Origin of the sequence: Kitasatospora sp. NPDC002551 (assembly GCF_040296005.1) — a bacterium.
GTDB lineage: Bacteria > Actinomycetota > Actinomycetes > Streptomycetales > Streptomycetaceae > Kitasatospora.
This window is the reverse complement of record NZ_JBEOWI010000041.1, coordinates 32458-54812: the sequence shown is the minus strand read 5'-3', so window position 1 is coordinate 54812 and position 22355 is coordinate 32458. Positions and strand designations below refer to the sequence as shown.

Annotated in this window: 19 protein-coding genes, 1 pseudogene and 1 riboswitch; of the genes and pseudogenes, 9 read left to right on the top strand and 11 right to left on the bottom strand. The window is 75.7% G+C overall.

Annotated elements, in window-relative coordinates; translation table 11 throughout:
* Window positions 1–22 precede the first annotated feature (22 nt).
* The 4 genes and pseudogenes from ABT093_RS28805 to ABT093_RS28790 all read right to left on the bottom strand — a co-directional run.
* Window positions 23–1126 (bottom strand): annotated as a pseudogene (locus ABT093_RS28805) (low temperature requirement protein A); the annotation flags it as partial.
* Between the two features lie 265 nt (window positions 1127–1391).
* A complete protein-coding gene (locus ABT093_RS28800) occupies window positions 1392–2192 on the bottom strand; it encodes an AI-2E family transporter (protein ID WP_350569407.1) in 801 nt (266 codons plus the stop codon).
* A 404-nt stretch (window positions 2193–2596) separates the two neighbouring features.
* Entirely contained in the window at window positions 2597–2740 is a 144-nt protein-coding gene (locus ABT093_RS28795; protein WP_350569405.1) for a hypothetical protein, read from the bottom strand.
* 54 nt (window positions 2741–2794) lie between these two features.
* Window positions 2795–3760, bottom strand: coding sequence for an SDR family NAD(P)-dependent oxidoreductase (locus ABT093_RS28790; protein WP_350569404.1), 966 nt, complete (start codon window positions 3758–3760; stop codon window positions 2795–2797).
* 276 nt (window positions 3761–4036) lie between these two features.
* Between ABT093_RS28790 and ABT093_RS28785 the strand changes: the two genes are divergently transcribed.
* On the top strand, window positions 4037–4360 hold the full coding sequence (locus tag ABT093_RS28785) for a DNA topoisomerase IB-related protein (protein ID WP_350569402.1): 324 nt from the start codon (window positions 4037–4039) through the stop codon (window positions 4358–4360).
* A 467-nt stretch (window positions 4361–4827) separates the two neighbouring features.
* Here the strand turns inward: ABT093_RS28785 and wecB are convergent, their stop codons facing one another.
* A complete protein-coding gene (gene wecB / locus ABT093_RS28780) occupies window positions 4828–5952 on the bottom strand; it encodes a non-hydrolyzing UDP-N-acetylglucosamine 2-epimerase (RefSeq protein ID WP_350569401.1) in 1125 nt (374 codons plus the stop codon).
* 433 nt (window positions 5953–6385) lie between these two features.
* Between wecB and ABT093_RS28775 the strand changes: the two genes are divergently transcribed.
* The 4 genes from ABT093_RS28775 (at window position 6386) to ABT093_RS28760 (ending at window position 9434) form a co-directional block, all read left to right on the top strand.
* Entirely contained in the window at window positions 6386–6550 is a 165-nt protein-coding gene (locus tag ABT093_RS28775) for a hypothetical protein (protein ID WP_350569400.1), read from the top strand.
* A gap of 8 nt (window positions 6551–6558) precedes the next feature.
* Window positions 6559–7194 carry an archaeosortase/exosortase family protein gene (locus ABT093_RS28770; protein ID WP_350569398.1) on the top strand — a complete coding sequence of 212 codons (636 nt, stop codon included), beginning with the start codon at window positions 6559–6561 and terminating at the stop codon, window positions 7192–7194.
* A complete protein-coding gene (locus ABT093_RS28765) occupies window positions 7191–8588 on the top strand; it encodes an XrtP-associated glycosyltransferase (RefSeq protein ID WP_350569396.1) in 1398 nt (465 codons plus the stop codon). The genes ABT093_RS28770 and ABT093_RS28765 overlap by 4 nt, the downstream gene beginning before the upstream one ends.
* Window positions 8589–8681: 93 nt before the next feature.
* A complete protein-coding gene (locus ABT093_RS28760) occupies window positions 8682–9434 on the top strand; it encodes a choice-of-anchor P family protein (RefSeq protein WP_350569395.1) in 753 nt (250 codons plus the stop codon).
* A 75-nt stretch (window positions 9435–9509) separates the two neighbouring features.
* Here ABT093_RS28760 and ABT093_RS28755 read toward each other — a convergent pair whose 3' ends face one another.
* Entirely contained in the window at window positions 9510–10040 is a 531-nt protein-coding gene (locus ABT093_RS28755; protein ID WP_350569393.1) for a GNAT family N-acetyltransferase, read from the bottom strand.
* A 28-nt stretch (window positions 10041–10068) separates the two neighbouring features.
* Window positions 10069–11316, bottom strand: coding sequence for a cytochrome P450 family protein (locus ABT093_RS28750; protein ID WP_350569392.1), 1248 nt, complete (start codon window positions 11314–11316; stop codon window positions 10069–10071).
* A gap of 327 nt (window positions 11317–11643) precedes the next feature.
* Between ABT093_RS28750 and ABT093_RS28745 the strand changes: the two genes are divergently transcribed.
* Window positions 11644–13062, top strand: a complete 1419-nt coding sequence (locus ABT093_RS28745) for an APC family permease (RefSeq protein ID WP_350569391.1) — start codon at window positions 11644–11646, stop codon at window positions 13060–13062.
* Window positions 13063–13124: 62 nt separating this feature from the next.
* Complete coding sequence (locus tag ABT093_RS28740; RefSeq protein WP_350569390.1) at window positions 13125–14762, top strand: amidohydrolase; 1638 nt, start codon at window positions 13125–13127, stop codon at window positions 14760–14762.
* A gap of 75 nt (window positions 14763–14837) precedes the next feature.
* Here ABT093_RS28740 and ABT093_RS28735 read toward each other — a convergent pair whose 3' ends face one another.
* Entirely contained in the window at window positions 14838–15542 is a 705-nt protein-coding gene (locus ABT093_RS28735; RefSeq protein ID WP_350569389.1) for a TetR/AcrR family transcriptional regulator, read from the bottom strand.
* A gap of 94 nt (window positions 15543–15636) precedes the next feature.
* Window positions 15637–15847: riboswitch (cobalamin riboswitch) on the top strand.
* 162 nt (window positions 15848–16009) lie between these two features.
* Between ABT093_RS28735 and metE the strand changes: the two genes are divergently transcribed.
* On the top strand, window positions 16010–18325 hold the full coding sequence (gene metE, locus ABT093_RS28730) for a 5-methyltetrahydropteroyltriglutamate--homocysteine S-methyltransferase (protein WP_350569388.1): 2316 nt from the start codon (window positions 16010–16012) through the stop codon (window positions 18323–18325).
* Between the two features lie 114 nt (window positions 18326–18439).
* Window positions 18440–19018 carry a hypothetical protein gene (locus ABT093_RS28725; RefSeq protein ID WP_350569387.1) on the top strand — a complete coding sequence of 193 codons (579 nt, stop codon included), beginning with the start codon at window positions 18440–18442 and terminating at the stop codon, window positions 19016–19018.
* On the opposite strand, the gene ABT093_RS28720 is transcribed toward ABT093_RS28725, so the two are convergent.
* The 3 genes from ABT093_RS28720 to ABT093_RS28710 all read right to left on the bottom strand — a co-directional run bounded on the left by ABT093_RS28720 (window position 19015) and on the right by ABT093_RS28710 (window position 22322).
* Complete coding sequence (locus ABT093_RS28720; protein ID WP_350569385.1) at window positions 19015–20637, bottom strand: amidohydrolase; 1623 nt, start codon at window positions 20635–20637, stop codon at window positions 19015–19017. The two genes, ABT093_RS28725 and ABT093_RS28720, sit on opposite strands and share 4 nt — an antisense overlap.
* Window positions 20637–21491, bottom strand: a complete 855-nt coding sequence (locus ABT093_RS28715) for a PaaX family transcriptional regulator (RefSeq protein ID WP_350569383.1) — start codon at window positions 21489–21491, stop codon at window positions 20637–20639. Before ABT093_RS28715 ends, ABT093_RS28720 begins: the two co-directional genes overlap by 1 nt.
* Window positions 21492–21560: 69 nt before the next feature.
* A complete protein-coding gene (locus ABT093_RS28710; RefSeq protein ID WP_350569381.1) occupies window positions 21561–22322 on the bottom strand; it encodes a maleate cis-trans isomerase family protein in 762 nt (253 codons plus the stop codon).
* Window positions 22323–22355: the final 33 nt, after the last annotated feature.

Sequence of the window (22355 nt, the reverse complement as noted above, 5' to 3'; positions counted from 1 at the left end):
CGCTCACGGTCACGACGGCGACCAGGGCCGCCGCCACCAGGCCGGCGGTCAGGGCCGGTGCGGGGGAGTACGTGGCCGCCAGGACGGCGAGCGTTCCCGCGGGGAAGGCGAAGCGCTCGACCGCCCGGTGCGGGTGCGGCCGGATGTGGACGGTCCATGCGGCGAGGAGGAAGACCGCCAGCGGCACGGTGACCGCGGCACCGGCCGCCGACGGCAGGAACGGGTCGACGGAGGGGCGGCCGATCAGTTCGGCGTAGGCGGCCAGGCCGGCTCCCTCGGCGGCCGCCGCCGCGAAGACCAGGTAGTGCCCGTACGCCCAGGTGAACCGCTTGCGGTGGCCGTGGTGCGTCGTGGCGAGCAGGGTGTGGGCGGGCTTGGCGAAGTACAGCCACCACATCGCGAAGACGATGAGCAGACCGCCTCCCGCCGACAGGGAGAGCGCCACCGCGTGGTGGTCGCGGCCGAAGGCGTCGCGCACCGCCTCCGCGGCGGCGGCGACGGACTCGCCGAGCACGATGAGGAGGAACAGCTCGTACCGCTCGGCGATGTGCCGGGGATGCCACGGGGTCATCCCCGCCGACTGCGCCCACACCGGCACGCACACCTCCGCGGCGATCAACGCGGCGACGGCCGGCAGCCGGGCCGCCTGCGGCAGGAGGAGCGTCGAGAGCCAGCCCGCCTGGCAGACCGTCACCCCGACGGCGAACCGCAGCGCCGTCCGGCGCCGGGGCGCGTCCGACCGGGCGACCCGCAGCCACAGGACGGCCAGCGCCGTGCGCAGGACGACGTATCCCCAGATGACGACACGCAGGTCGCCCTTCCCGGAGGCGAGCGGGATGCCGGCGGCGAGGATCAGCGAGCCGGTGATCTGCACCAGCACCGACAGGCGGTAGGGGACGTCGTCCGGGTCGTAGGCGGAGGCGAACCAGGTGAAGTTCATCCAGGCCCACCAGATGGCGAAGAAGACGACCGCGAACCGCAGGGCCCCGCCGACGGGGTGCCCCTCGGTCACCGCCGTGTTCAGGCCGCCGGAAGCCTGGGCCACCGCGATCACGAAACAGAGGTCGAAGAGGAGCTCCAGCGAGGTGGCGGTCCGGTGCGGCTCCCCGGGATCGCGGCCGGGCATGCCCATGCCCCTGACCCTGACGAGCGCAGCGGCCCGTTCTCCCACACTCATGCCGCTCCTCGGTGCTCCTCGGCCCACCCCGTCCGCGAGAACCTAGCGGCGCGAGCGCACCGGCCCGTGCCCGGCGGCGCACGGCCGCTTGACCGAGAACGCACCCTCGGACCCCCTGGTGGCCGGCCGGTCCGACCACCGCCCGCACGGCCTCGACGCGCCCGCCCGGCTGCCGAAGGCCGCCGGGCGGGCGCGTCGGGCACGATTCCCCCGCTCACTCCTCCGAGGCGTCCTCGCGGCGCAGGGCACCGATCACCGCCCAGGCGACGGAGACCACCGGGACGGCGACCATGGCGCCCAGGACGCCGCCGAGCACGGCGCCGCCGGCGACGGAGAGGGCGACGGCGACGGGGTGGATGCGGACCGACCAGCCGAGCACCAGGGGGTGCAGGAGATGGCCCTCGATCTGGCCGATCACCACGATCAGGCCGAGCACCAGCAGGGCCACCACCGGGCCGCGGGCGGCCAGCGCGACCAGGGCCGCGATGGCCAGGGCGATCGGGGAGCCGATCAGCGGGATGAGGGTGGCGACGAACTCCAGGACGACCAGGGGCAGGACCAGGGGCACCCGCAGGACGGCGAGGGCGATGCCGACCAGGATGGCGTTGGTCGCCGCGACGATCAGCACGCCGCGGGTGTAGCCGGCGAAGGTGTGCCACGCGGCGCGGCCCGCCCGCTGCCACACCGGACGGGTGCGGGAGGGGAGTTGCCGCTGCGCCCAGCTCCACATCCGGTCGCCGGAGTGCAGGAAGAAGACCGAGCAGAACACCGCGAGCGCCAGCGCGGTGAACAGTTCGACGACCCGCCCGGCGCCGCTGAGGGCGGTGCTGAGCAGCGCCGAGCGGTGGGTGGCGACGAACTCGCCGATCCGGGACTTCAGATCGGTGACCGAGCCCGGGGGGAGGTGGAAGGGGGCGCCGGTGAGCCAGCGGTCGATCCGGCCGAGCCCGCCGTGCAGTTCGTCGCTCAGCCGGCTCCACTCGCCGGCGACGGTCGTCCCGACCAGGACGAGCACCCCGCCGGCCAAACAGGACGGCAGCGAGCAGGCAGAGCAGGACGGCGAGCGAGCGGGGCATCGCCCGGGACAGCAGGTCGACCGCCGGGCGCAGCACGGAGGTGATGACCAGGGCCAGGAACAGGGCGATCAGCGGCAGTTCGAGCCGGGTGAGCACGGTGACCGCCAGGTAGACGGCCACTCCGAGCGCCACCAGCCGCCACGCGTACCCGGCGGCGGTCCGCAGCCCGGCCGGCACCTGCTCCCCGCCGCGCTCAGGCCCGCGGGTGGCGGCCCGCCCGGCAGCCCGCCCGGCGGCCCGCCCGGCAGCCCGCCCGGCGGCCCGGTCCGGCCTGGCGCGAGAGGCCGGACCGGGCCTGCCGGGGCGCCGCGGGCGCCCGCGTCCTGCGGCCATGGCGCGCCGCTCAGGGCTGGTACGCGGCCGGCGCCTCCGCCGGTGGCCCGCGGTGCGTGGCGGACTTTCCCTCGACGAAGGCGGTGACCTCGTCCGGGTCGGGGACGGAGTCGGCGCGGATGTCGCGGCGTCCGTGCCGGGTCACGGCTTTCATGGTGTGCTCCTCGCTGGGATGTCCTCGCCGGGGCCGGGGCCGTCCGGGGGCGGCTCAGGACGCCGTCGGTTCGTTGTGGGAGCGGGCGGCCCGGCGGCCGAGGACGGTCAGCCGGTCGACCGGGCCGCCGCGCCGGTGGCGGGCCGCCGCCCGGACGCCGGACACCCTGTGCTCGGGGGCGGACCCGGCGGGCGGCAGCAGCCGCGCGGTGAGTTCGAGCAGCCGCCCGGTGGTGGCGGGCGCCAGCCCGTGGGCGCGTGCGGCGGCCTTGGCGAGCGGGGTGAGCACCAGCTCGCGGCGTCCGGTCTCGACCGCCCGCACGATCCGGCGGGCCGCTCTCCGCGCGTCCGTCGACAGCAGCGGCAGCGAGGCGGCGGTGGCGAACCAGGCGTACTCGCGTCCGGCCTGCCCGGCGAACTCGGCGGCGGTCTGCGAACCGGTGCGCATCAGCCCCGGCACGACGGTGGTGACCCTGATCCCGTACGGCGCCAGCTCCGCCGCGAGCCCCTCGGAGAGGCCGGTGACCGCGAACTTGGCCGTCACGTACGGCAGCAGGTGCGGCGCCGGGACCTTGCCGCCGATCGAGCCGATGGTGACGATCGAGCCCGCGCCGCGCGCCCGCATCACGGGCAGCACCGCCTGGACCAGCCGCAGCGGCGCCATCACCATCAGCTCGTGGGCCCGCCGGAAGTCCTGCTCCTGCATGGTGGCGAGCGGGCCGACCTGGATCAGGCCCGCGTTGTTGACCAGCAGGTCCACCTCGGCGCCGAAGCGCTCCCGCACCGCGCCGAGCAGCCGGGCCGGGGCGTCGGCGGCGGTCAGGTCGCACGCGGTGGCGGCCACCTCGCCGGGGCGGTCGCGCAGCCGCCGGACGGCGCGCTCCAGGGCGAGTTCGTCGCGGCCGCAGAGCATCACCCGGCAGCCCCGGTCGGCGAGCTCGCCCGCGATCAGCAGGCCGAGCCCGCGCGAGGAGCCGGTCACCAGCGCCGTCCGCCCGGCCAGGTCGCTTCCGCCGCGCATCGGCCGTTCCCTCCTCCGGTCGGGGACGTCCCGTCGCCCGGCGTCTGTCCGGCGACACCGCCGCCAAACCCGCCGGCGCCGGGCCGGCGGGCGACCGGGTGGTGTGACGGAGCGGTGCACGGGAACCAGCCCCGGCGTGACCTCGATGATCACCAGTGATCCGCATGCCCGCGGCCTGCGCCGGGTGCGCCGGGTGCGCCGGGTGCCCCGCGGCCGGGGCTCCGGCCGCGGGGAGGTCGACGGCTCGCCCCTGCGTGACGCCGGGGCCTCGCCCGGGTGATTGCCCTGGCCGTCCCGCCGGCCCGGACCGGCGTGGGGATCTGTCCCCGCCCGCGCAGCCACCTCCAGGCCATGGGCACGGACGCCGCCGGCCGTCGTACAGGACTTCTTCCACCCGGAGTTCCGCGCCCGACAGGACGGGGCCGAGCACGATCACGTCCTCGTCGTCGCCCCCGCGCCGCCCGGGCCGCGGCGCCGGGTCGAGGAGGACCTCGCGCGGCGCGGTGCGTCTGCCGGCCTCGGCTTCCGCCGGATCGGCGCCCGCCTACGAGCGGGCCAACGGCTCGTGCGGGCTCACCACGCTGCTGCACGGGCCGGTGACGGTGCACGGCGACCTGGCGCGCCACCGTGCCGACCGCCGTCGGCCCGGCGGCGCGTGGCGGCCCGTGGCGTGCGCGAGGGGGCCGACCAGTTCGGGGACACGCCCGCCGTGCGCCGGGCCTCGTACCTGGACCCCGGCTGTTCCAGCTCTGCGACCGGGGCGTCACGATCGCCGCCGCGCTGTGCGGGCGCGTGCCGGGGGAGGGACAGGGCCTGCCGGGGACGGGCGAGGAAGTCGAGCGGGCCGTGATCGAGTTGCTCGGCGGCGGAGTGGCCGGAGCCGCCGGAGCGGCCGGAGCCGCCGACCGGTCGTCGATGCCCCGTTCTCCGACGCCCCCGGACCGCGGCACGACGCGACCGCCGCCGACGCGCTTCGGCGGGGGTCGCGTCGGCGGAGGGCCGACCGCGGCGCCGTGCGCCCGCGCCCCGGCGGCCGGACCGGCGGTGCGCTCGCCGGTCCGGCCGGCTCAGCCGGCGCAGAGCAGGCGTGCCCGGTCCTCGGCGAGGTAGCGGGAGCGCAGGGCGGCCACGATCTCGGCGCTCGCGGTGCCGTCGCCGTACGGCGAGGGGCGCCCGGCGAGCGTCCGGACGGCATCCGGGTCGGCGAGCAACTCCCGCAGCGCGATATCGAGTTCGGCGCCGGGCCGGACCACCCGGGCGAAGCCGGCCCGGACCGCCTCGGGCCGTTCGGTGGAGTTGCGGACCACGATCAGCGGCCGCTTGAGCACCGTGCACTCCTCCTGGACCCCGCCGGAGTCCGAGACCAGCAGCCGGCAGTCGGCGGCCAGGGCGAGGAAGGTGCGGTGGTCGACCGGGGGTATCGGCCGCAGCCCGGCGAGCGCTCCGGAGAGCCCGAACCGCTCGATCGCGGCCCGGGTGCGCGGGTGCAGCGGAAGCACCACCGGCAGGTCCAGGGCGGCGAGTTGGCCGAGGATCCGGCCGAGCCGGACGGGGTCGTCGGTGTTCTCGGGCCGGTGCAGGGTGGCCAGCAGGTAGCGGTCGGGGCGCAGCCCGTACGCGTCCAGCACGGCGCGGGCCTCGGCCGGTCCGGGCAGCGACTCCAGGGTCGCCTCGACGACGGTGTTACCGGTGACCACCACCTGGTCCGCCGCGATGCCCTCGCGCAGCAGGTGGGCGGCGGCGGTGGCGGTCGGGGCGCAGTGCAGGTCGGCGAGCGGGGCGATGAGGCGGCGGTTGGCCTCCTCGGGCATGTCCGGGTCGAAGGAGCGCAGTCCGGCCTCGACGTGGACGACGGGCGCGCCCGCGCAGTGGGCGGCGAGCGCTCCGGCGGCGGCGGAGTTGGTGTCGCCCTGGACGACGACGGCGGCGGGCGGGTGCTCGGCGAAGTGGTCGCTGAGCGCGCTGACCATGCGGCCGATCTGCCGGCCCCTGGCCTCGCCGGCCACCCCGCTGAGGGTGGTGTGCGGGCGGGGGAGCGCGTACTGGCGGAAGAAGGCGGTGGTGAGGCCGGGATCCCAGTGCTGACCGGTCCACACGATGCGCGCGGCGTCCTCCAGGAGCCTTACCACACCGGCGAGTTTGACGATTTCCGGTCGGGTGCCGAGGACCACGGCTATGTCGGCTGAGGGCATTCGGGCTCCCTTGACGGTGCGTCCGATCGAAACGGTCGGAGTGTTCGAACTACGCGTCACAACATGGCCGTCGGCGGTGAGCCGCGGCAACCGGTGGTGATCAATGTCCCCCGAATGGCGGTACGGATGGCCGGCGGGCCGCGCCACCGCCACGCCGACGCCACGCCGATCAGGTCAAGCGGGAATGGCATCGTGTGGATACGGACCATCAAAGATCCGATTTTCAGTCCATGATGTGCCAGCAGCACGGGAGTTCGATCCGTGGCGGAGTCGCGTAACGTTCGTCCCCGCCCGGGCAGTTCCGATGTGCCCGGCGCTGCCCCCCCTTTTCCCGGGTCGTGCCGAAGCCGCCCATTCCTTCGCGCTGCGCGGCAACCCCCCCTTGTACCGAGACCCCTCGAAACCCCCGTTCTCCGACGAGAGGAATTCCCCCATGTACGGACCTGTGGCCGGCGGACTGCCGCCGGCAGCCGGTGGCGGCGCCCTGGCCGCGACCGGATCGGTGGGCATAGGCGTCACGGCGACGGCCGCGGTGGCCCTCGTGCTGCTGGGCCTCGGCCTGCTCCGCCGCAGCAGGCTGCGCCGGAACGAGGACTGAGTCGCGCCATGACGGAATCCCTGTCGCACCCGCTCGCGCCCCGCCCGCGCGCCGCGGCCCGGGCCGGGCGCTCCCCGGTCGGGATGCTGTGCGGCGCCGTGCTGCTCGGGGTGTGCGGCTCGCTGGTGGCCGGCGAACGCGCCTACCGCACCCTGGAGAGCCGCGGCACGGCGTGGCTCGTCGAACACCTCCTGGGGATGCGCACCCTGCTGCTCGAAGGGCCGAGCGCCCCCGTCCTGTACGCGGGTGACCACACCGGCCTGGACCGGGGTGTCGCGCTGAGCACGGGCTGCAGCAGCGCGCTGCTGATCGCCCCGCTCGCCCTGGTGACCGCCCTGCTGCTGCTCTTCGGCAACCGCAGGCCCGGCCGGGTGCTGCTGGCCTTCGCGGTCGCCGCCGGGCTGGTGCTGGCCACCAACCTCGCCCGGCTCACCCTCGTCCTGGTGATGCAGCACCGGTACGGGGCGGAGGGATTCGGCTGGACGCACGTCCTGTTCGGCTCGGTGCTGATGATGGCCGCGGCGCTCCTCGCCGCCCTGCTCTACCTCTGGCTGCTGCCCCGCGGCGGCACCACCGGCACCACCGGAACCGCCGCGACCGTCACGGCCGGGCCCGGCCGCCCGGGCGGGGAGGAACGCCCGTGACCCTGCTGGACACCTCCGTCTCGCTCTCCTTCGTCCTCGGCGTCGGCTTCCTCGCCTACGTCGTGGTCATCGTCCGCGGCTACCTGCGGGAGCGGCCCGCGCCGCCCGGCGATCCGGACGGCTTCGGCTGGCACTTCCTGATCCCCTGCCGGGACGAGGAGGCCGTGATCGCCACCACCCTGGACTACCTCGCCGAGCACTTCGCCGGCGCCACCGTCTGGGTCGTCGACGACGCCTCCGCGGACCGCACGGCCGAACTCGTCCGCACCTGGCCCGCCACCAGCGACCGCCTCACCGTCCACCTGGTGCCCCGGCGGCTGCCCGAGGCGCGGACCGGCAAGGGCGACGCGCTGAACGCCGGCTACCAGGCGCTGGAGGCCGCGCTGCCCGCCGGCACCGACCCGCAGCGGGTGGTGGTCTGCGTGCTCGACGCCGACGGCCGCCCCTCGCCCGGCGCGCTCGCCGTCTGCGCCGGACCGGCGCTCTTCGGGGACCCGGTGATCGGGGCCGTCCAGGTCGAGGTGCGGATGTCCAACCGCGACGTGCCCCGCCCGCTGCCCGGACGCGGCGCGTTCGCCAACCGGCGGGCCCGGCTGCTCGCCCGCCTCCAGGACATCGAGTTCCGCGGGCCGATCTCCGCCATGCAGATCACCCGGCGCCGCACCGGCACCGTCAACGTCGGCGGCAACGGCCAGTTCACCCGGCTCTCCGCGCTGCGCGCGGTGGACCGCGGGGACGGACAGCCGTGGGGCAAGGCGCTGCTGGAGGACTACGAGCTGGGCCTGCGCCTGATGCTGGCCGGCTGGCGCAACGGCTACACCACCGACGCCTGGGTCGACCAGGAGGCGCTGTGGAGCATGCGCCAGCTGATCACCCAGCGGGTGCGCTGGGCGCAGGGCTCGATGCAGTGCACCCGCTACCTGCGGGAGATCTGGGGCTCGCGGGCGTTCGGCACGGCCGGCTTCCTGGAGGTGCTGTACTTCATGAGCCAGCCGTGGCTGCAGCTCGTCGGCCTGGTGGTGTACACCGTGCCGATCGCGGCCTTCGGCTACAACCTGGTGCTCTACCCGGAGTTCGTGCTCGCCTTCCTGCGGCAGGGCGGCGCGCTGCTCCTGCTGCTCTACCTGCTGCTGGGCGTCGGCGAGTTCGCCGTCTGGGGGCCGCTGTACCGGCGGCGCTGCGAGCCGGGCGTCGGGCGGCGCGCCGCGCTCGGGTACGGGCTCGCGCTCGCCCTGTACGCGGCCACGACCTACCTGGTCGCCGTCCGGGCTGCCTGGCGGCTGCTGTGCCGGCGCAACTCCTGGCACAAGACCGCCCGGGTGGCCGTCGTCCCCGCCCCCGCCCCCGCCCCGGTCGCGCCCGCTGCCGCCGTCGTCGGCGAGCCGGCCGGATGAGCGCCCGTCCGGCGGTCCGGGGCCCGCCGGGCCCGCGAGTTCCCCCGTCCCCACCCTCACCACCCTGCCCGTCCCACGAAAGGCACCACCACCATGACCTCTCGTCGCAACCGGACCCGCCTCCTCGCCGGCGCCGCCGTCACCGCCGTCACCGCCGCGCTGGTCGGCACCGCGAGCCCGGCCTGGGCCGCCCTCGCCGCACCCGAGGCCAAGGCCTACGTCGTCTCCGCCGACGCCGTCGCCGGCATGGTGGCCGTCGCCCCGACGCCCGCCTCCGCCTACCCCTCGGGCGGCACCAGCACCCTGGCCGGCATCACCGTCGGGCCCTTCGCCAGCAACGCGCTGCTCACCGCCACCACCTCGGGCGACCCGCAGGCCGGCACCTCGGGCGCCTCCGCCACGATCGACTCGCTCGGCGTCGACCTGGGCGTCGCCACCGTCTCGCTCACCGGCGTCAACTCGACCTGCACCGCCACCCCGACCGGCGCCACCGGCTCCGGCGTCATCGCGGGGGGCAGCGTCAAGCTCCCGCTCCTGCCCGCGATCAACCTGCAGGCCGGAGCCGGGCCGAACACCGGGATCGACATCCCCGGTGTCGGCACCGTCCTGCTCAACGAGCAGACCACCGACGCCAACGGCATACTCAGCGTCAACGCCGTCCGGATCAGCCTGCTGCCGATCCTCAACGCCGCGGACCTGGTCATCGGCCACGCCGAGTGCGGCGGCGCCGCGCCCGCCGAGGCCGTTCCGATGATCGACCCGCAGATCGCCGCCGTCGGCGGAGCCGCGGCCCTGGCCACCGCCGCCGGGGTCTTCCTGCTGCGCCGCCGCAACAGCACCGTCTGATCCCCGCCCCGCCCGCCCCACCCGGCGCGCCCCGGGCCCACCCCACGGGCCCGGGGCGCCCCGGGCTGTCCGGCGTCAGGGCCGCCGGAGGTCGAACCGCCAGTCGTTGCAGCGCATCGCACGGCCCGGCGGGTACTCGAAGTCCCTGGCGCCCAGCAGCTCGAAGCCGGCACGGCGGCACACCGCGTTGGACGCGGCGTTGTCCACCGAGGGGAAGGCGTGCAGGTGGCGGTGGAGCCCGGCGGCCCGGGCCTCGGCCAGCACCGCGAGGGTGGCGGCCGTCGCCACCCCCCGGCCCTGGAAGGCCGGCAGCACCGTCCAGCCCGTCTCGTACACGGCCTCGCCCTCGCTCTCCCGGTCGCGCTCCCAGAAGCCGGTGCTGCCCGCCGCCACGCCCTCCGGCAGCAGCACGATCCGGTACATCCGCCCCGCGGACACCGGCCGGGCGCTGAGCTCGACGTAGCGGCGGTGGCGGCGGACCAGCTGCTCCTCGGTCTCCGGGCCGCCGAGGTGCTCCATCAGCTCCGGCGCGTTGAGGGCGCGCAGCAGCGCGGCGTCCCGCTCGGACCAGGGCTCCAGGCGTACGGCGGGGGTGCGGTCGTCCATGGGCGCACCGTAGCCGGTGCCACCGACATCAGGGCTGTCCGCCGGCCGGGGCGAGCCGGACCGGCAGGGACCGCAGGGCGTTCACGATGAACGACTCCTGGGGGAGCAACTCCTCCGGCGCCACGGCGAGTTCGACGTCCGGGAAGGCGTCGAACAGGGCGGTCAGCGCCTCCTCGGCCTCCATCGTGCCGAGCACCGCGCCCAGGCAGTAGTGGCGCCCGTGCCCGAAGGCCAGGTGGGACTTGTCGGGCCGGGTGAGGTCGAACTCCTCCGGCCGGTCGGGGTGCAGCCCCGGGTCGCGCCCGGCCGCGCCGAAGGCGAAGAGGACCGGCTCGCCGGCCCGGATCAGCACGCCCTCGCCGAGGTCGATGTCCTCGGCGGCGAAGTACATCGGCAGGTGCATCACCGGTGCCTCCAGGCGCAGCGCCTCCTCGATGGCGTCGCGCCAGGTCGCCTCGCCGGAGCGGATCAGCGCCAGCTGCCCGGGGTGGGTCAGCAGCAGCGCCACCGCGTGGTCGATGAGGTTGACGGCGGTCTCCGACCCGGCGCCGATCATCAGGATCAGGGTGGAGACCAGCTCCTGCTCGCCGAGCCGGGAGCCCTGGGCGTCGCGGGTGGCGATCAGCTCGCTGGTCATGTCGTCGCCCGGCGCCGCCCGCTTGGTGGCGGCCAGCCGGGCCATCGCGGCGAACAGGTCGTCGAGCATCGCCTTGGCGTGCTCGGGGGTGGCGTCGGTCGCCAGGACGCCGTCCACCACCCGCCGCACCTCCGGCCGCTGCTCCTCGGGGACGCCGAACAGGTCGCAGATCAGCGTGGTGGGCAGCGGGTAGGACAGGCGGGTGTGCAGGTCGACGGTCTCGCCGGGCGCGGCCGCGCGCAGCGCGTCGACCAGGGCGGCGGTGATCGCCCGCACCCGGGGCCGCAGCGCCTCCACCCGGCGGGGGCCGAACGAGGGCGCGGTCAGGGTGCGCAGGCGGTGGTGGTCCGCGCCGTCGCTGGTGAACATCGACTCCACCGCGACCCAGCTGGCCAGTGGCCAGTCGGGCCCGACCCGGCCCTCGATCCAGTCGGGCCAGTGGTGGCGGGCGTTCTTGGCCAGCCGGGGGTCGGTGAGCAGCTGTTTGGCGACGTCGGCGCGGGTCACCGACCAGGCCAGGACGCGGCCGGGGAGTTCGACCCGGACGGCCGGGCCGTGGGTGCGCAGATGGGCGGCCTCGGCGTGCAGGTCGGTGCCGAGGGTGTCGAGGACGTGGGTGAAGGGGCAGCGGGGTTCCATGGGCCCTCCTGGAGGGGGGAGCGGCGGTCGGAAACGGTCGGCCGGTTGCGACCGTACGGCCGGCCGGGCGGTGGCGGAAGGGCGTCCGCCGGTGCGCCGCGCGCCGGGGGGCGGCGCCCCCTCGCGCGCGCCCCGCCCGGAGCGGCCGCACTTCTTATGACAACAGCATTGACGTGTCCCGGCACCCCCGGTTTCATGGCTCGCACTTCTCCGCACCCCCACCCTCACCCCCCACCCCCACACCCTCTAGGCGGTGATCCCTTGGCATCGACGGCGAAGGCCACGGGCAGCGGTCCGCGAACGGACCCCGGCAGCTCCCACGTCTCCATGCGCCGCTCCCTCGGCCTGCTCGACGGGGCGGCGATCGCCGCCTCCAGTACCGCCGCGACCAGCAGTATCGGCATCGGCCTCGGCCTGATGGCCGGCGTGGTCGGACTGCACCTGCCGGCGATCATGCTGCTGGCGTTCCTCCCGGTGATCGCCATCGCCGGCGGCTACGGCCGGCTGAACGCCGCCGAGCCGGACGCCGGCAGCAGCTACCGCTGGGTGGGCCGCACCCTCAACCCCTGGCTCGGCTTCCTCACCGGCTGGGTGAACACCGTCGGCACCGTGGTGTTCATGGCCTACACCACCACCGTCACCGGCTCGTCGATCGTCCAGCTGCTCGACCAGGCCCACCTGCGCAGCATCGCCGGCCTGCGGCTCGACGCGGACTCGACCGTGCAGTGCACCCTGATCGGCCTGGTCGTCCTGGTCGGTGCCGCGCTGGTCGCGGTGCGCGGGCTCGACCTCGCCGCGCGGCTGCAGAAGGCACTGCTGGTCTTCGAGTACGCGGTGCTGCTCGGCTTCTGCGGCTACGGGCTGTTCGCCGGCGACCAGCCGTTCTCGCTCCAGTGGTACAACCCCTTCGCGATCCCGTCCTTCGAGGCGCTGGCCCAGGGCATGGTGCTCGCGGTGTTCTGCTACTGGGGCTTCGAGTCGGTCTTCAGCATCGGCGAGGAGGTCCGCGACCCGCGCGACGCCTCCCGGGGCGGCACGCTCGCCCTGGTGGTGATGCTGCTGCTGTTCCTGCTCGCCGGCACCGCCTTCCAACGGGTGCTCCCGCTCGACGAGTTGGCGGACAACGGCGCGCACGGGCTGACCTACTTCGGCGCCCGGCTGGCCGACCAGCCGCTGGCCGCGCTGCCGCTGATCGCGCTGATGCTCTCCGCGGTCGCCTCCCTGCAGTCCTCGGTGATCCCCACCGCCCGAGGCCTGTACGCGATGGGCCGCGACGGCGTGCTCGGCCCGGTGTGGACCCGGCTGCACCCCCGGCATTCGACGCCCGCCGCCGGCACCCTGCTGATCACCGGGGTCGCGGTGCTGCTGGCGCTCTGCTCGGTCGTCGTCCCGACCGTCAACGACCTGATCTCGGCCGCCGTCAACGCGATCGGCATCGTCGTCGCGCTCTACTACGCGCTGACCGCCGTCGCGGCCGCCGTCCGCTTCCGCCACCTGCTGCGCACCAGTCTGCTGGAGGGCCTGCGCGCGGTGGTCGGCCCGCTGCTCGGCGCGGCGACACTGCTGCTCGTCGGCGGCTATCTGGCCTGGACCTTCTACGATTCCACCGACCACTTCGAACTCTCCGCCGACAACGGCTGGTTCGAGCTCACCGTGGTGGTGCTGATGATCGTCACCGGACTGCCCGCGGCGGCCTGGGCCCGGTGGCGGCGGCGCTCGCCCTACTTCCTCGGTGAGGCCCGCTGACCCGCACCCCACCCGAAGGCCACCCGCACCACCCCGCACGACCCGAGAACGGAGCACCACCCATGACCAAGGCCGATCTGGTCTTCACCCGCGGCCCCGTGCACACCGGCGACGCCGCCCGCACCCGGGCGAGCAGCCTGGCCGTGACCGGCGGGCGGATCACCGCCGTCGGCCACGACGAGGTCCGCGAGCTGATCGGTCCCGGCACCGAAGTCGTCGACCTCACGGGCAAGTTGCTGCTGCCGGGCTTCCAGGACGCGCACATCCACGCGGTCTACGGCGGCACCGAACTGGCCGCCTGCGACCTCACCGGCACGGTCGGCGTCGCCGACTACCTGGAGAGGATCCGCGCGTACGCCGAGGCCCACCCCGAGCAGGAGTGGATCACCGGCAGCGGCTGGTCGATGGAGAGCTTCGACGGCGGCCTGCCGACCCGTCAGCTGCTCGACTCGGTCGTCGCGGACCGCCCGGTCTACCTCACCAACCGCGACCACCACGGCGCCTGGGCCAACACCCGGGCCCTGGAGCTGGCCGGCCTCGACCGCGACACCCCCGACCCGGCCGACGGGCGGATCGAGCGCGAGCCCGACGGCACCCCCGGCGGCACGCTCCAGGAGGGCGCCACCGCCCTGGTCGCCCGGCTGCTGCCGCCGGCCACCGCCGCCGACCGGCTGGACGGACTGCTGCGCGCGCAGCGGCTGCTGCACTCGCTCGGCATCACCGGCTGGCAGGACGCCCTGCTCGGCGAGTTCAACGGCCAGCCGGACCCGTCCGACGCCTACCTGGCCGCCGCGCGCTCCGGCGCGCTGACCGCCCGGGTGACCGGCGCGCTCTGGTGGGAGCGCGACCGGGGCGCCGAGCAGATCCCCGAACTCGTCGAGCGGCGCGCCGCGCTGGCGCACGGCCGGTTCCGGGCCGGCTCGGTGAAGATCATGCAGGACGGCATCGCGGAGAACTTCACCGCCGCGATGACCAGCCCCTACCTGGACGGCTGCGGCTGCGCCACCGCCAACTCCGGCCTCAGCTTCGTCGATCCGCTCGCCCTGCGCGGGCACGTCACCGACCTCGACGCGCTGGGCTTCCAGGTGCACTTCCACGCGCTCGGCGACCGGGCGGTGCGCGAGGCCCTGGACGCGGTCGAGGCCGCCCGCGCCGCCAACGGGTGGCGCGACACCCGCCACCACCTCGCCCACCTCCAGGTGGTCCACCCGGACGACCTGCCGCGCTTCGCCCGGCTCGGCGCCGTCGCCAACATCCAGCCGCTGTGGGCGGCCCACGAACCGCAGATGGACGAGCTGACCATCCCGTTCCTCGGCCCGGAGCGCGCCGCCTGGCAGTACCCGTTCGGCGCGCTCCAGCGGGCGGGCGCCACCCTCGCGGCGGGCAGCGACTGGCCGGTGAGCAGCCCGGACCCGCTGGCCGGCCTGCACGTGGCCGTCAACCGGAGGGAGCCGGACAGCGAGGACGAGCGGGTCTTCCTGCCCGAGCAGCGGCTCGACCTCGCCTCCGCGATCGCCGCCTACACGGCCGGCGCCGCGCACGTGAACGGCCACGACGACGCCGGCGTGCTCGCCCCGGGCCGGTGGGCCGACCTGGTCGTCCTGGACCGCGACATCCTCAGCGGCCCGGCCGAGGAGATCGCCGAGGCCCGGGTGCTGCGGACGTACGTGGGCGGTGAGCTGGTCCACGAGGCCGGCTGACCGCGCCCGCTCACGGTGGCCGCTCACGGTGGCCGCCGGGCCGCAGGATCACCCTCCGCCCGGCGGTCGCCGTGCTCAGCGCGACTTCGCCAGCCGGGCCTCGGCGGCGTCCAGCAACAGGTCCAGCGCGTACGGGTAGCCGCTGCGCCGCATGTCGGCGGTGAGCAGGTGCGCGGTGGCGGCGATGTGCGGGTTGGTCGCGGCGTCCAGCCGGGCGTACGAGGCGTGCCAGACCCGCAGGTCCGCCGACTGCGCGGAGGCGGGCAGGGCGAGCGCGGCGGCGTCCAGCGCGGCGAAGCCGAGGCTCTGGTCCACGAACGCGTGGTAGATCCGCACCGCCTCGGGATCGGGGAAGCCCGCGCCGCGCAGCACGCCGAGGATCGCCTCGACGGCGGCGATCTCGTGGGTGCGCCCGGTGGTGCGGTGGGCGGCGAGCAGCGCGGCCTGCGGATGGGCCTGGTAGCTGGCGTGGATGCGCAGGCCGATGGACCGCAGGTCGGCCCGCCATTCCCCGGTGGCCCGCCAGCCCTGCTGGGCGCGGCCGACCAGCTCGTCGGCGATGGCGAGCAGCAGGTCGTCGGAGCTGTGGAAGTAGCGGTAGACGGCACTGGGGTCCGCGCCGAGCGCGGCGCCGAGCCTCCGGACGGTGAGGGCCTCCGCGCCGTGCTGCCCGATCAGCCGCAGGGCCGTGTCGACGATCAGCTCGTGGGAGAGCACGACCCCCTGCTTGGTGGGCCGCCGGCGCCGCCGCTGGGGCTCGGGCACTACGCGTTCGCTCATCCGGGCAGGCTACGTCAACACCCTTGTCGTAGGACAGGGGGCGTCGGCGAAACCATGGTGACGGGGAGCGGTTGTGGGTCTAGGCTGGCCGGTGCAGCTGGTTCGCCCTGCCCGCCAGGCAGGCGCGTCGCAAGAGGGAACCCGGTGACGCCTTTGAACAGGCCAGTCCGGGACTGCCCCGCAGCGGTGAGCGGGAACGACCGCCGTCATACGCACTGGGCCCGGCCGGGTCTGGGAAGCGACGGCCAGTAGGTGACCGCCCTTCACGGGCGGACGTGCCCGCGAGTCCGAAGACCTGCCCGTTGCCCGCGCGCGACCGATCGCGCGCGGTTCTCCGGTGACCTCGTGGGCGGGTCGGCGTGCACACCCGGCGGAGCCGTGACGGCGTCCGCCCGGTTCGTCACCCCTTCGCGCCCTCCTCCCCGTCACCGGGCACCCGAGGAGCAAGACTCGCGAAGGAGAGTCCCTTGACAGCGACGTCCGCAGCCGCGGCGACCCTGGCCACCGTCCACGGCTACCCCCGCCAGGGCCGGAACCGGGAACTCAAGAAGGCGATCGAGGGCTACTGGAAGGGCACCGTCACCGCCGACGCCCTCCACACCGCCGCCGCCGAACTGCGCCGGGAGACCTGGCGCCGGCTCACCGGGGCCGGCATCGGCGAGGTCCCCACCGGCGACTTCTCGCTCTACGACCACGTGCTCGACACCACCGTCGCCGTCGGCGCGATCCCCGCCCGCCACCGGGCCGCCGTCGAGGCCGACCCGCTCGACGGCTACTTCGCCATGGCGCGCGGAACCCAGGACGCCGCGCCCCTGGAGATGACCAAGTGGTTCGACACCAACTACCACTACCTGGTGCCCGAACTCGGCCCCGGCACCGCCTTCACCGCCGACTCCGCCAAGCCCGTCGGCGAACTGGCCGAGGCCCTCGCGGCCGGCCACCGGGCCCGGCCGGTGCTGCTCGGCCCGATCACCTACCTGCTGCTGGCCAAGCCCGCCCCCGGCGTGGCCGAGGACTTCCGCCCGCTCACCCTGCTCGACCGGCTGCTCCCGGTCTACGCCGAACTCCTCGCCGACCTGCGCGCCGCCGGGGCCGCCTGGGTGCAGCTCGACGAGCCCGCGCTCGTCCAGGACCGCACCCCGGCCGAACTGAACGCCGCCGCCCGCGCCTACCGCGACCTCGGCGCCCTCACCGACCGGCCGAAGCTGCTGGTGGCGAGCTACTTCGACCGCCTCGGCGAGGCCCTGCCCGTCCTCGCCAAGGCCCCCGTCGAGGGCCTGGCCCTGGACGTCACCGGACCGGCCGCCGCCAACCTGGCCGACCTCGCCGCCGCCGGCGGACTGCCCGGCAAGCGCCTGGTCGCCGGCGTCGTCGACGGCCGCAACGTCTGGATCAACGACCTGGAGAAGTCGCTGGCCACCCTGGCCACCCTGCTCGGCCTGGCCGGCCACGTGGACGTGGCACCGTCCTGCTCCCTGCTGCACGTCCCGCTCGACGCCACCGCCGAACGCGACCTCGACCCGCAGCTCGCCCGCTGGCTCGCCTTCGCCCGGCAGAAGGCCGAGGAGACCGTCCTGCTCGCCCGCGGCCTGCGCGAGGGCACCGGCGCGATCACCGCCGAACTCGCCGCCAACCGCGCCGACCTGGCCTCCCGCGCCCGCTCCCCGATCACCCGCGACCCCGCCGTACGCGCCCGCGCCGCCGCCGTCACCGCCGGGGACACCCGCCGCGCCCAGGCCTACCCCGAGCGGGCCGAGGCCCAGCGCGCCCGCCTCGGCCTGCCGCTGCTGCCCACCACCACGATCGGCTCCTTCCCGCAGACCGCCGAGCTGCGCCTCGCCCGCGCCGACCTCGGCGCCGGGCGGATCGACGCCGCCGCCTACCGCGAGCGCATCGAGGCCGAGGTGCGCGAGGTGATCGCCTACCAGGAGAAGGCCGGACTCGACGTGCTCGTCCACGGCGAGCCCGAACGCAACGACATGGTCCAGTACTTCGCCGAACGGCTCACCGGCTACCTGGCCACCCGGCACGGCTGGGTGCAGTCCTACGGCACCCGCTACGTGCGGCCCCCGGTCCTCGCCGGCGACATCTCCCGCCCGCGGGCGATGACCGTCGACTGGTTCCGCTACGCCCGGAGCCTGACGGACCGCCCGGTCAAGGGCATGCTCACCGGCCCGGTCACCATGCTCGCCTGGTCCTTCGTCCGCGACGACCAGCCGCTCGCCGACACCGCCCGCCAGGTCGCCCTCGCCCTGCGCGACGAGGTCGCCGACCTGGAGGCCGCCGGCGCCGCCGTCGTCCAGGTCGACGAACCCGCCCTGCGCGAGACCCTGCCGCTGCGCGCCGCCGACCGCCCCGCCTACCTGGACTGGGCGACCGCTGCCTTCCGCCTCGCCACCTCCGGGGTGCGCGCCGACACCCAGATCCACACCCACATGTGCTACGCCGAGTTCGGCGCGATCATGAGCGCGATCGAGGAACTCGACGCCGACGTCATCTCCCTGGAGGCCACCCGCTCCCACATGGAGGTCGCCGGCGAACTGGCCGCCGCCGGCTATCCGCGCGAGGTCGGCCCCGGCGTCTGGGACATCCACTCCCCGCGGGTGCCCGGCACCGAGGAGGTGCTCGCCCTGCTGCGGGCCGGCCTCGCCGCCATCCCGGCCGGGCGCCTGTGGGTCAACCCCGACTGCGGTCTGAAGACCCGCGGCTGGACCGAGACCCGCGCCTCCCTGGACAGCCTGGTCACCGCCGCCCGCCGCCTGCGGGAGGAACTCGCCGGCTGACGCCCGGCAGCGGAGCCACCGGGCGGGCGCGGCCGTGACGCCGTGTCCGCCCGGTGGCGGCGCCCGTCAGGCGGAACGGGCGCCCGGCGCGGCCCGGGCCGGTAGCCTGCCCGGATGGTCCACGGATTCGGGGTGACGGAGTTCCAGCTGGTGCTGCTGCGCCGGATGGCGGACTTCCGGCCGGAGCTGGTCGAGGACGCGGTGCGCCGGCTGGGGGCCGGCCGGGCGGAGCTGCGGGAGGCCAACAAGCGCTGGCAGGCGATGGTGCGCGCGCCGGGCTTCCCCTCCGGCGTACGGCGGTACACCGCCGTGCTCGGCGCGCCGGAGGCGGTGGTGGCGCGGCGGATCGGCGACCTCGCCTGCACCGCGCGGCAGTGGGCGCTGCCGCTCTGGCCCGGGCTGCGCTTCGAGGTCCTGGCGGGCCCGGGCGGGGCGGAGCTGAACGCGTGGCTGGTGCGGGCGGCGGACACCGCGCCGCCGGTGCTGCGCACGCTCGCCGACCTGACGCCGTGGAGCTGCGTGGTGGCCGACGTCGGGGCCGCCTTCCCGCCCGCCGTACCGCGCGAGGGCAGCGCGCCGACCAGGTTCCGGCTGGACTTCACGGCCCCGGACGCCGAGGGCCGCCCGCACGCCCTCACGGCGGACTTCACCTGGGGGCTGCTCCAGGAGGTTCGCCCCGCCCAAGCGGACTAGCGCAGGTGCACCGTCCGCCCGTCGACGACGGTGCGCTCCGGCAGCAGGTCGCGCAGCCCGTCGACCGGGCAGCCCAGCGGGTCGGCGGGCCACAGCGTCAGATCGGCGAGCGCGCCCGGGCGCAGCGAGCCGCGCTCGGCGCTCTCGTCCGTCAGCCGGGCGGCGTTCACGGTGTGCAGGGCGATCGCCTCGGCCCGGTCGATCGCGTGCTCGGCGCCCAGCACCCCGGCCACCGTCCAGCGGGTGGTCATGCCCCACACCGAGAGCATCGCGCCGTACGGGCCGACCGGGAAGTCCGAGCCGGCGGCGAGCAGCGCGCCCTCGTCCAGCCATTCGCGCAGCGGGAACAGCGCGCCGGTGCGCTCCGCTCCCCAGGCCCGCTGCTGGGTGAGCGCGCCGTCGTGCAGCAGCGGGTGCTGGACGGTCACCGGCACGCCGAGGGCGACGGCCCGGGCCCGCTGCTCGCGCCGGGCGAGGCCTCCGTGCTCGACCACCAGCGTGCCGGCGGGCAGTCCGGGCCGGCGGGCGAGCACCTCCTGGTAGACGTCCAGCAGGGTGCGCAGCCCGCGGTCGCCCCAGGCGTGCACCCCGACCCGCAGGCCGTGGGCGACCACCCGCTCGACGGCCTCGACCAGCTCCTTCGGCTCCCAGAGCAGCCGTCCGTGGTAGCAGGGCTGCCCCTGGTACGGCTCCTCCAGCGCGCCCGCCTCGAAGCCGCCGTCGATGCCGAACTTGACGCCCCAGACGGACAGCCGGGCGTCCTCGTGGCCGGCCGCGCGCCAGGCGCCGACGCGGTCCAGCAGCGCCTCCACCTCCTCCGGGGTGCGCACGGCGAAGCCGGAGACCAGGGCCCGGACCCGGACGGCGAGCGCGCCCCGGTCGCGGGCGGCGCGCAGCACGTCGAGGTCCTCGACCGGGACCAGGCAGTCGCGGACGGTGCCGATGCCGGTGGCCGCGTAGTCGGCGGAGGCGGCGCGCAGGCCGTCGATCCGCTCGGCGAGCCCGGGTTGCGGCAGGACGCGTTCGACGAGTTCGGTCGCCTTGTTGATCAGCCGCCCGGTGAGCCGGCCGTCGGCGTCGCGCTCGATCACTCCGCCGGGCGGGTCGGGTGTGGCGGCGGTGATCCCGGCGAGCCGCAGCGCCGCCGAGTTGAGCACCATGTTGTAGGCGCCGCGGCGCACCAGCACCGGGTGGTCGGCGGTGGCGCCGTCCAGCTCCCCGGTGGTGGGCATCCGCTGCTCGGCCAGGTTGATCTCCTGCCAGTTGACCGTGGTGCGGATCCACGCGCCGGCGGGGGTGCGGGCGGCGCGCTCGCGGATCAGGGCGAGGAAGCCGGACAGGTCGGCGGCCCGGTGGACGGGGACGCCGTGCACGCTGTGGCCGGCGAGGACGAGATGGGTGTGGGTGTCGTCGAAGGCCGGCAGCACGGTGGCGTGCGGTGCGTCGACGATCTCGGTGTCCGGACCGAGGAGCGCGTCCAGGCCGTGCGGGTCGGGGGAGAGGGCGGTGATCCGGCTGCCGGTGACGGCGAGCGCCCGCCGCGGCGGCTCGCCGGGGACGAGGGTGTGCACGGCGGCGGCCCGCACCAGGAGGTCGGCGGGCGGGCGGGTCGGCGTCATCACGGCTCCTGGCGGGGGTGGGCGGCGGCCGGCCGGCCGGTGACCTTCTCGACGTGTCCCAGGCTGGGCCCGGCGAGCCGGGCGTGCAGTTCGGTGAAGACGGCCCGCGCCGCGACGGCGTTCCAGTCGGCGGGCAGCAACTCCTCGGGCAGGCCCGGGTCGAGGTAGGGCAGGCGGCGCCACTGGGTGAGCATCGGGACGTAGGCGCGGAACGCCTCGGCCGGCTCCGGCCCGGCGGGGCGCTCGCGCAGGTCGGTGGCGGCCGGCCGCCAGGTGTCGGTGAAGGCCGCGTACTGGGCCTCGATGGCGGGGAAGTCCCACCAGCCGGCGACGGCCGTGCGCAGGTCGGTGAAGCCCGCGTACTCGGCGGACAGGAAGAAGTGCACATAGGCGTCCAGGCCGAGCCGGGCCAGCAGCCGCCGGGCGTCCGGCAGCAGCCGGGCGGGGGCCAGCCAGACGCCGGGGGCGGCGTTGGCGAAGCCGAGCCAGCTGAGCCGGGAGCGCAGGGTGTGGCGGTGGGCGCGTTCGGACTCGGGCACCGAGAAGACCGCCACCACCCAGCCGTCGGCCAGCGCGGCGGGCTCCAGGCTGTGGAAGATCCGGCGGTCGCCCTCCTCGAACACCGGCTCCATCGCGGGGGAGAGCCGGTAGCCGGTGCCCTCGCGGCGCTCCTGGAGCAGGGTGCCGGCCTTCTTGAGACGCGAGATGGCCGAGCGGACGGCGGGGGCGTCGACGTCCAGCTCGGCCATCAGGGCGATCAGGTCGGCGATCGATATCCAGCCGCCGAGGCGGCGGACGAATTCGCCGTAGACGGTGTGGATCAGTGAGCTGGGCCGGGGCGTGCTCTCCGTCATGCTGGGCCTCCTCCCCGGCAGCTGCTGGTGATCATAGCGGCGGGGCCGCCCGGCGTCCGCGCCGTCGGGTCAGGCCTCGGCGAAGGCGCCGGAGAGCAGGTGCCCCGCGCCGGGGGCGTGGGCCGGCAGGCCGAGGGCGCGCAGCAGTTGGTGGGTGGTGCAGACGGCGGCGGAGACGACCGGCTTGCCGAGCCGCTGCTCGGCCTCCTCGATCGCCGACAGCGAGGGCAGCTGGACGCACGCCGACAGCACCACCGCGTCGGCCTCCCGGTGGGCGAGCCCGGCGGCGATCGCCGGGAGCTTCGCCGGGTCGTGGGCGGCGACGTCGAGGTTGTCGGCGATCTCCAGGGCCGTGTGGTCGACCACCTCGATGCCCTCGTGGCCCAGGTAGTCGACCACCGTGCGGGCCAGCGGCCGCGGATAGGGGGTGACCACGGCGACCCGGCGCGCGCCGAGCAGGTGCAGCCCGGCCACCAGGGCGCCGGCGCTGGTGACGACCGGCGCGGGCGCGCCGGCCTCCACGGTGCGCCGGTGCAGCCGCTGTTCGGCCTCCCGGTGGTAGCCGGTGCCGGCGCTCATCACGGCCACCAGGCAGGCGTAGCCGAGCACGTCGACCCGGGCGTCGGCGAGCTCGGCGGCGCACCGGTCGGATTCGGCGTCCATGCGGCGCAGCTGCTCGGGGGTGACCCTGGTCATCCGCATCCGGCTGGAGTGGAAGGTGAACCGCTCGGGCGCGACCCGTTCGCGGGCCCGCAGCAGGGCCGGCACCTCGGTTTCCATGGTGACGTTGGAGCTCGGGACGATCTGGCCGATCCGGTAGGTGGTGGCCATGGCGGGGACGGTCCTTCCGTGGTCGGGTCAGCG

What these genes read in the sequence shown, in the direction of transcription:
- ABT093_RS28795 (WP_350569405.1), bottom strand. Translation starts at nt 2,740, where the DNA reads ATGAAAGCCGTGACCCGGCACGGACGCCGCGACATCCGCGCCGACTCC.
- ABT093_RS28790 (WP_350569404.1), bottom strand. Translation starts at nt 3,760, where the DNA reads ATGCGCGGCGGAAGCGACCTGGCCGGGCGGACGGCGCTGGTGACCGGC.
- wecB (WP_350569401.1), bottom strand. Translation starts at nt 5,952, where the DNA reads ATGCCCTCAGCCGACATAGCCGTGGTCCTCGGCACCCGACCGGAAATC.
- ABT093_RS28775 (WP_350569400.1), top strand. Translation starts at nt 6,386, where the DNA reads ATGTACGGACCTGTGGCCGGCGGACTGCCGCCGGCAGCCGGTGGCGGC.
- ABT093_RS28770 (WP_350569398.1), top strand. Translation starts at nt 6,559, where the DNA reads ATGACGGAATCCCTGTCGCACCCGCTCGCGCCCCGCCCGCGCGCCGCG.
- ABT093_RS28760 (WP_350569395.1), top strand. Translation starts at nt 8,682, where the DNA reads ATGACCTCTCGTCGCAACCGGACCCGCCTCCTCGCCGGCGCCGCCGTC.
- ABT093_RS28755 (WP_350569393.1), bottom strand. Translation starts at nt 10,040, where the DNA reads ATGGACGACCGCACCCCCGCCGTACGCCTGGAGCCCTGGTCCGAGCGG.
- ABT093_RS28750 (WP_350569392.1), bottom strand. Translation starts at nt 11,316, where the DNA reads ATGGAACCCCGCTGCCCCTTCACCCACGTCCTCGACACCCTCGGCACC.
- ABT093_RS28745 (WP_350569391.1), top strand. Translation starts at nt 11,644, where the DNA reads ATGCGCCGCTCCCTCGGCCTGCTCGACGGGGCGGCGATCGCCGCCTCC.
- ABT093_RS28740 (WP_350569390.1), top strand. Translation starts at nt 13,125, where the DNA reads ATGACCAAGGCCGATCTGGTCTTCACCCGCGGCCCCGTGCACACCGGC.
- ABT093_RS28735 (WP_350569389.1), bottom strand. Translation starts at nt 15,542, where the DNA reads ATGAGCGAACGCGTAGTGCCCGAGCCCCAGCGGCGGCGCCGGCGGCCC.
- ABT093_RS28725 (WP_350569387.1), top strand. Translation starts at nt 18,440, where the DNA reads ATGGTCCACGGATTCGGGGTGACGGAGTTCCAGCTGGTGCTGCTGCGC.
- ABT093_RS28720 (WP_350569385.1), bottom strand. Translation starts at nt 20,637, where the DNA reads ATGACGCCGACCCGCCCGCCCGCCGACCTCCTGGTGCGGGCCGCCGCC.
- ABT093_RS28715 (WP_350569383.1), bottom strand. Translation starts at nt 21,491, where the DNA reads ATGACGGAGAGCACGCCCCGGCCCAGCTCACTGATCCACACCGTCTAC.
- ABT093_RS28710 (WP_350569381.1), bottom strand. Translation starts at nt 22,322, where the DNA reads ATGGCCACCACCTACCGGATCGGCCAGATCGTCCCGAGCTCCAACGTC.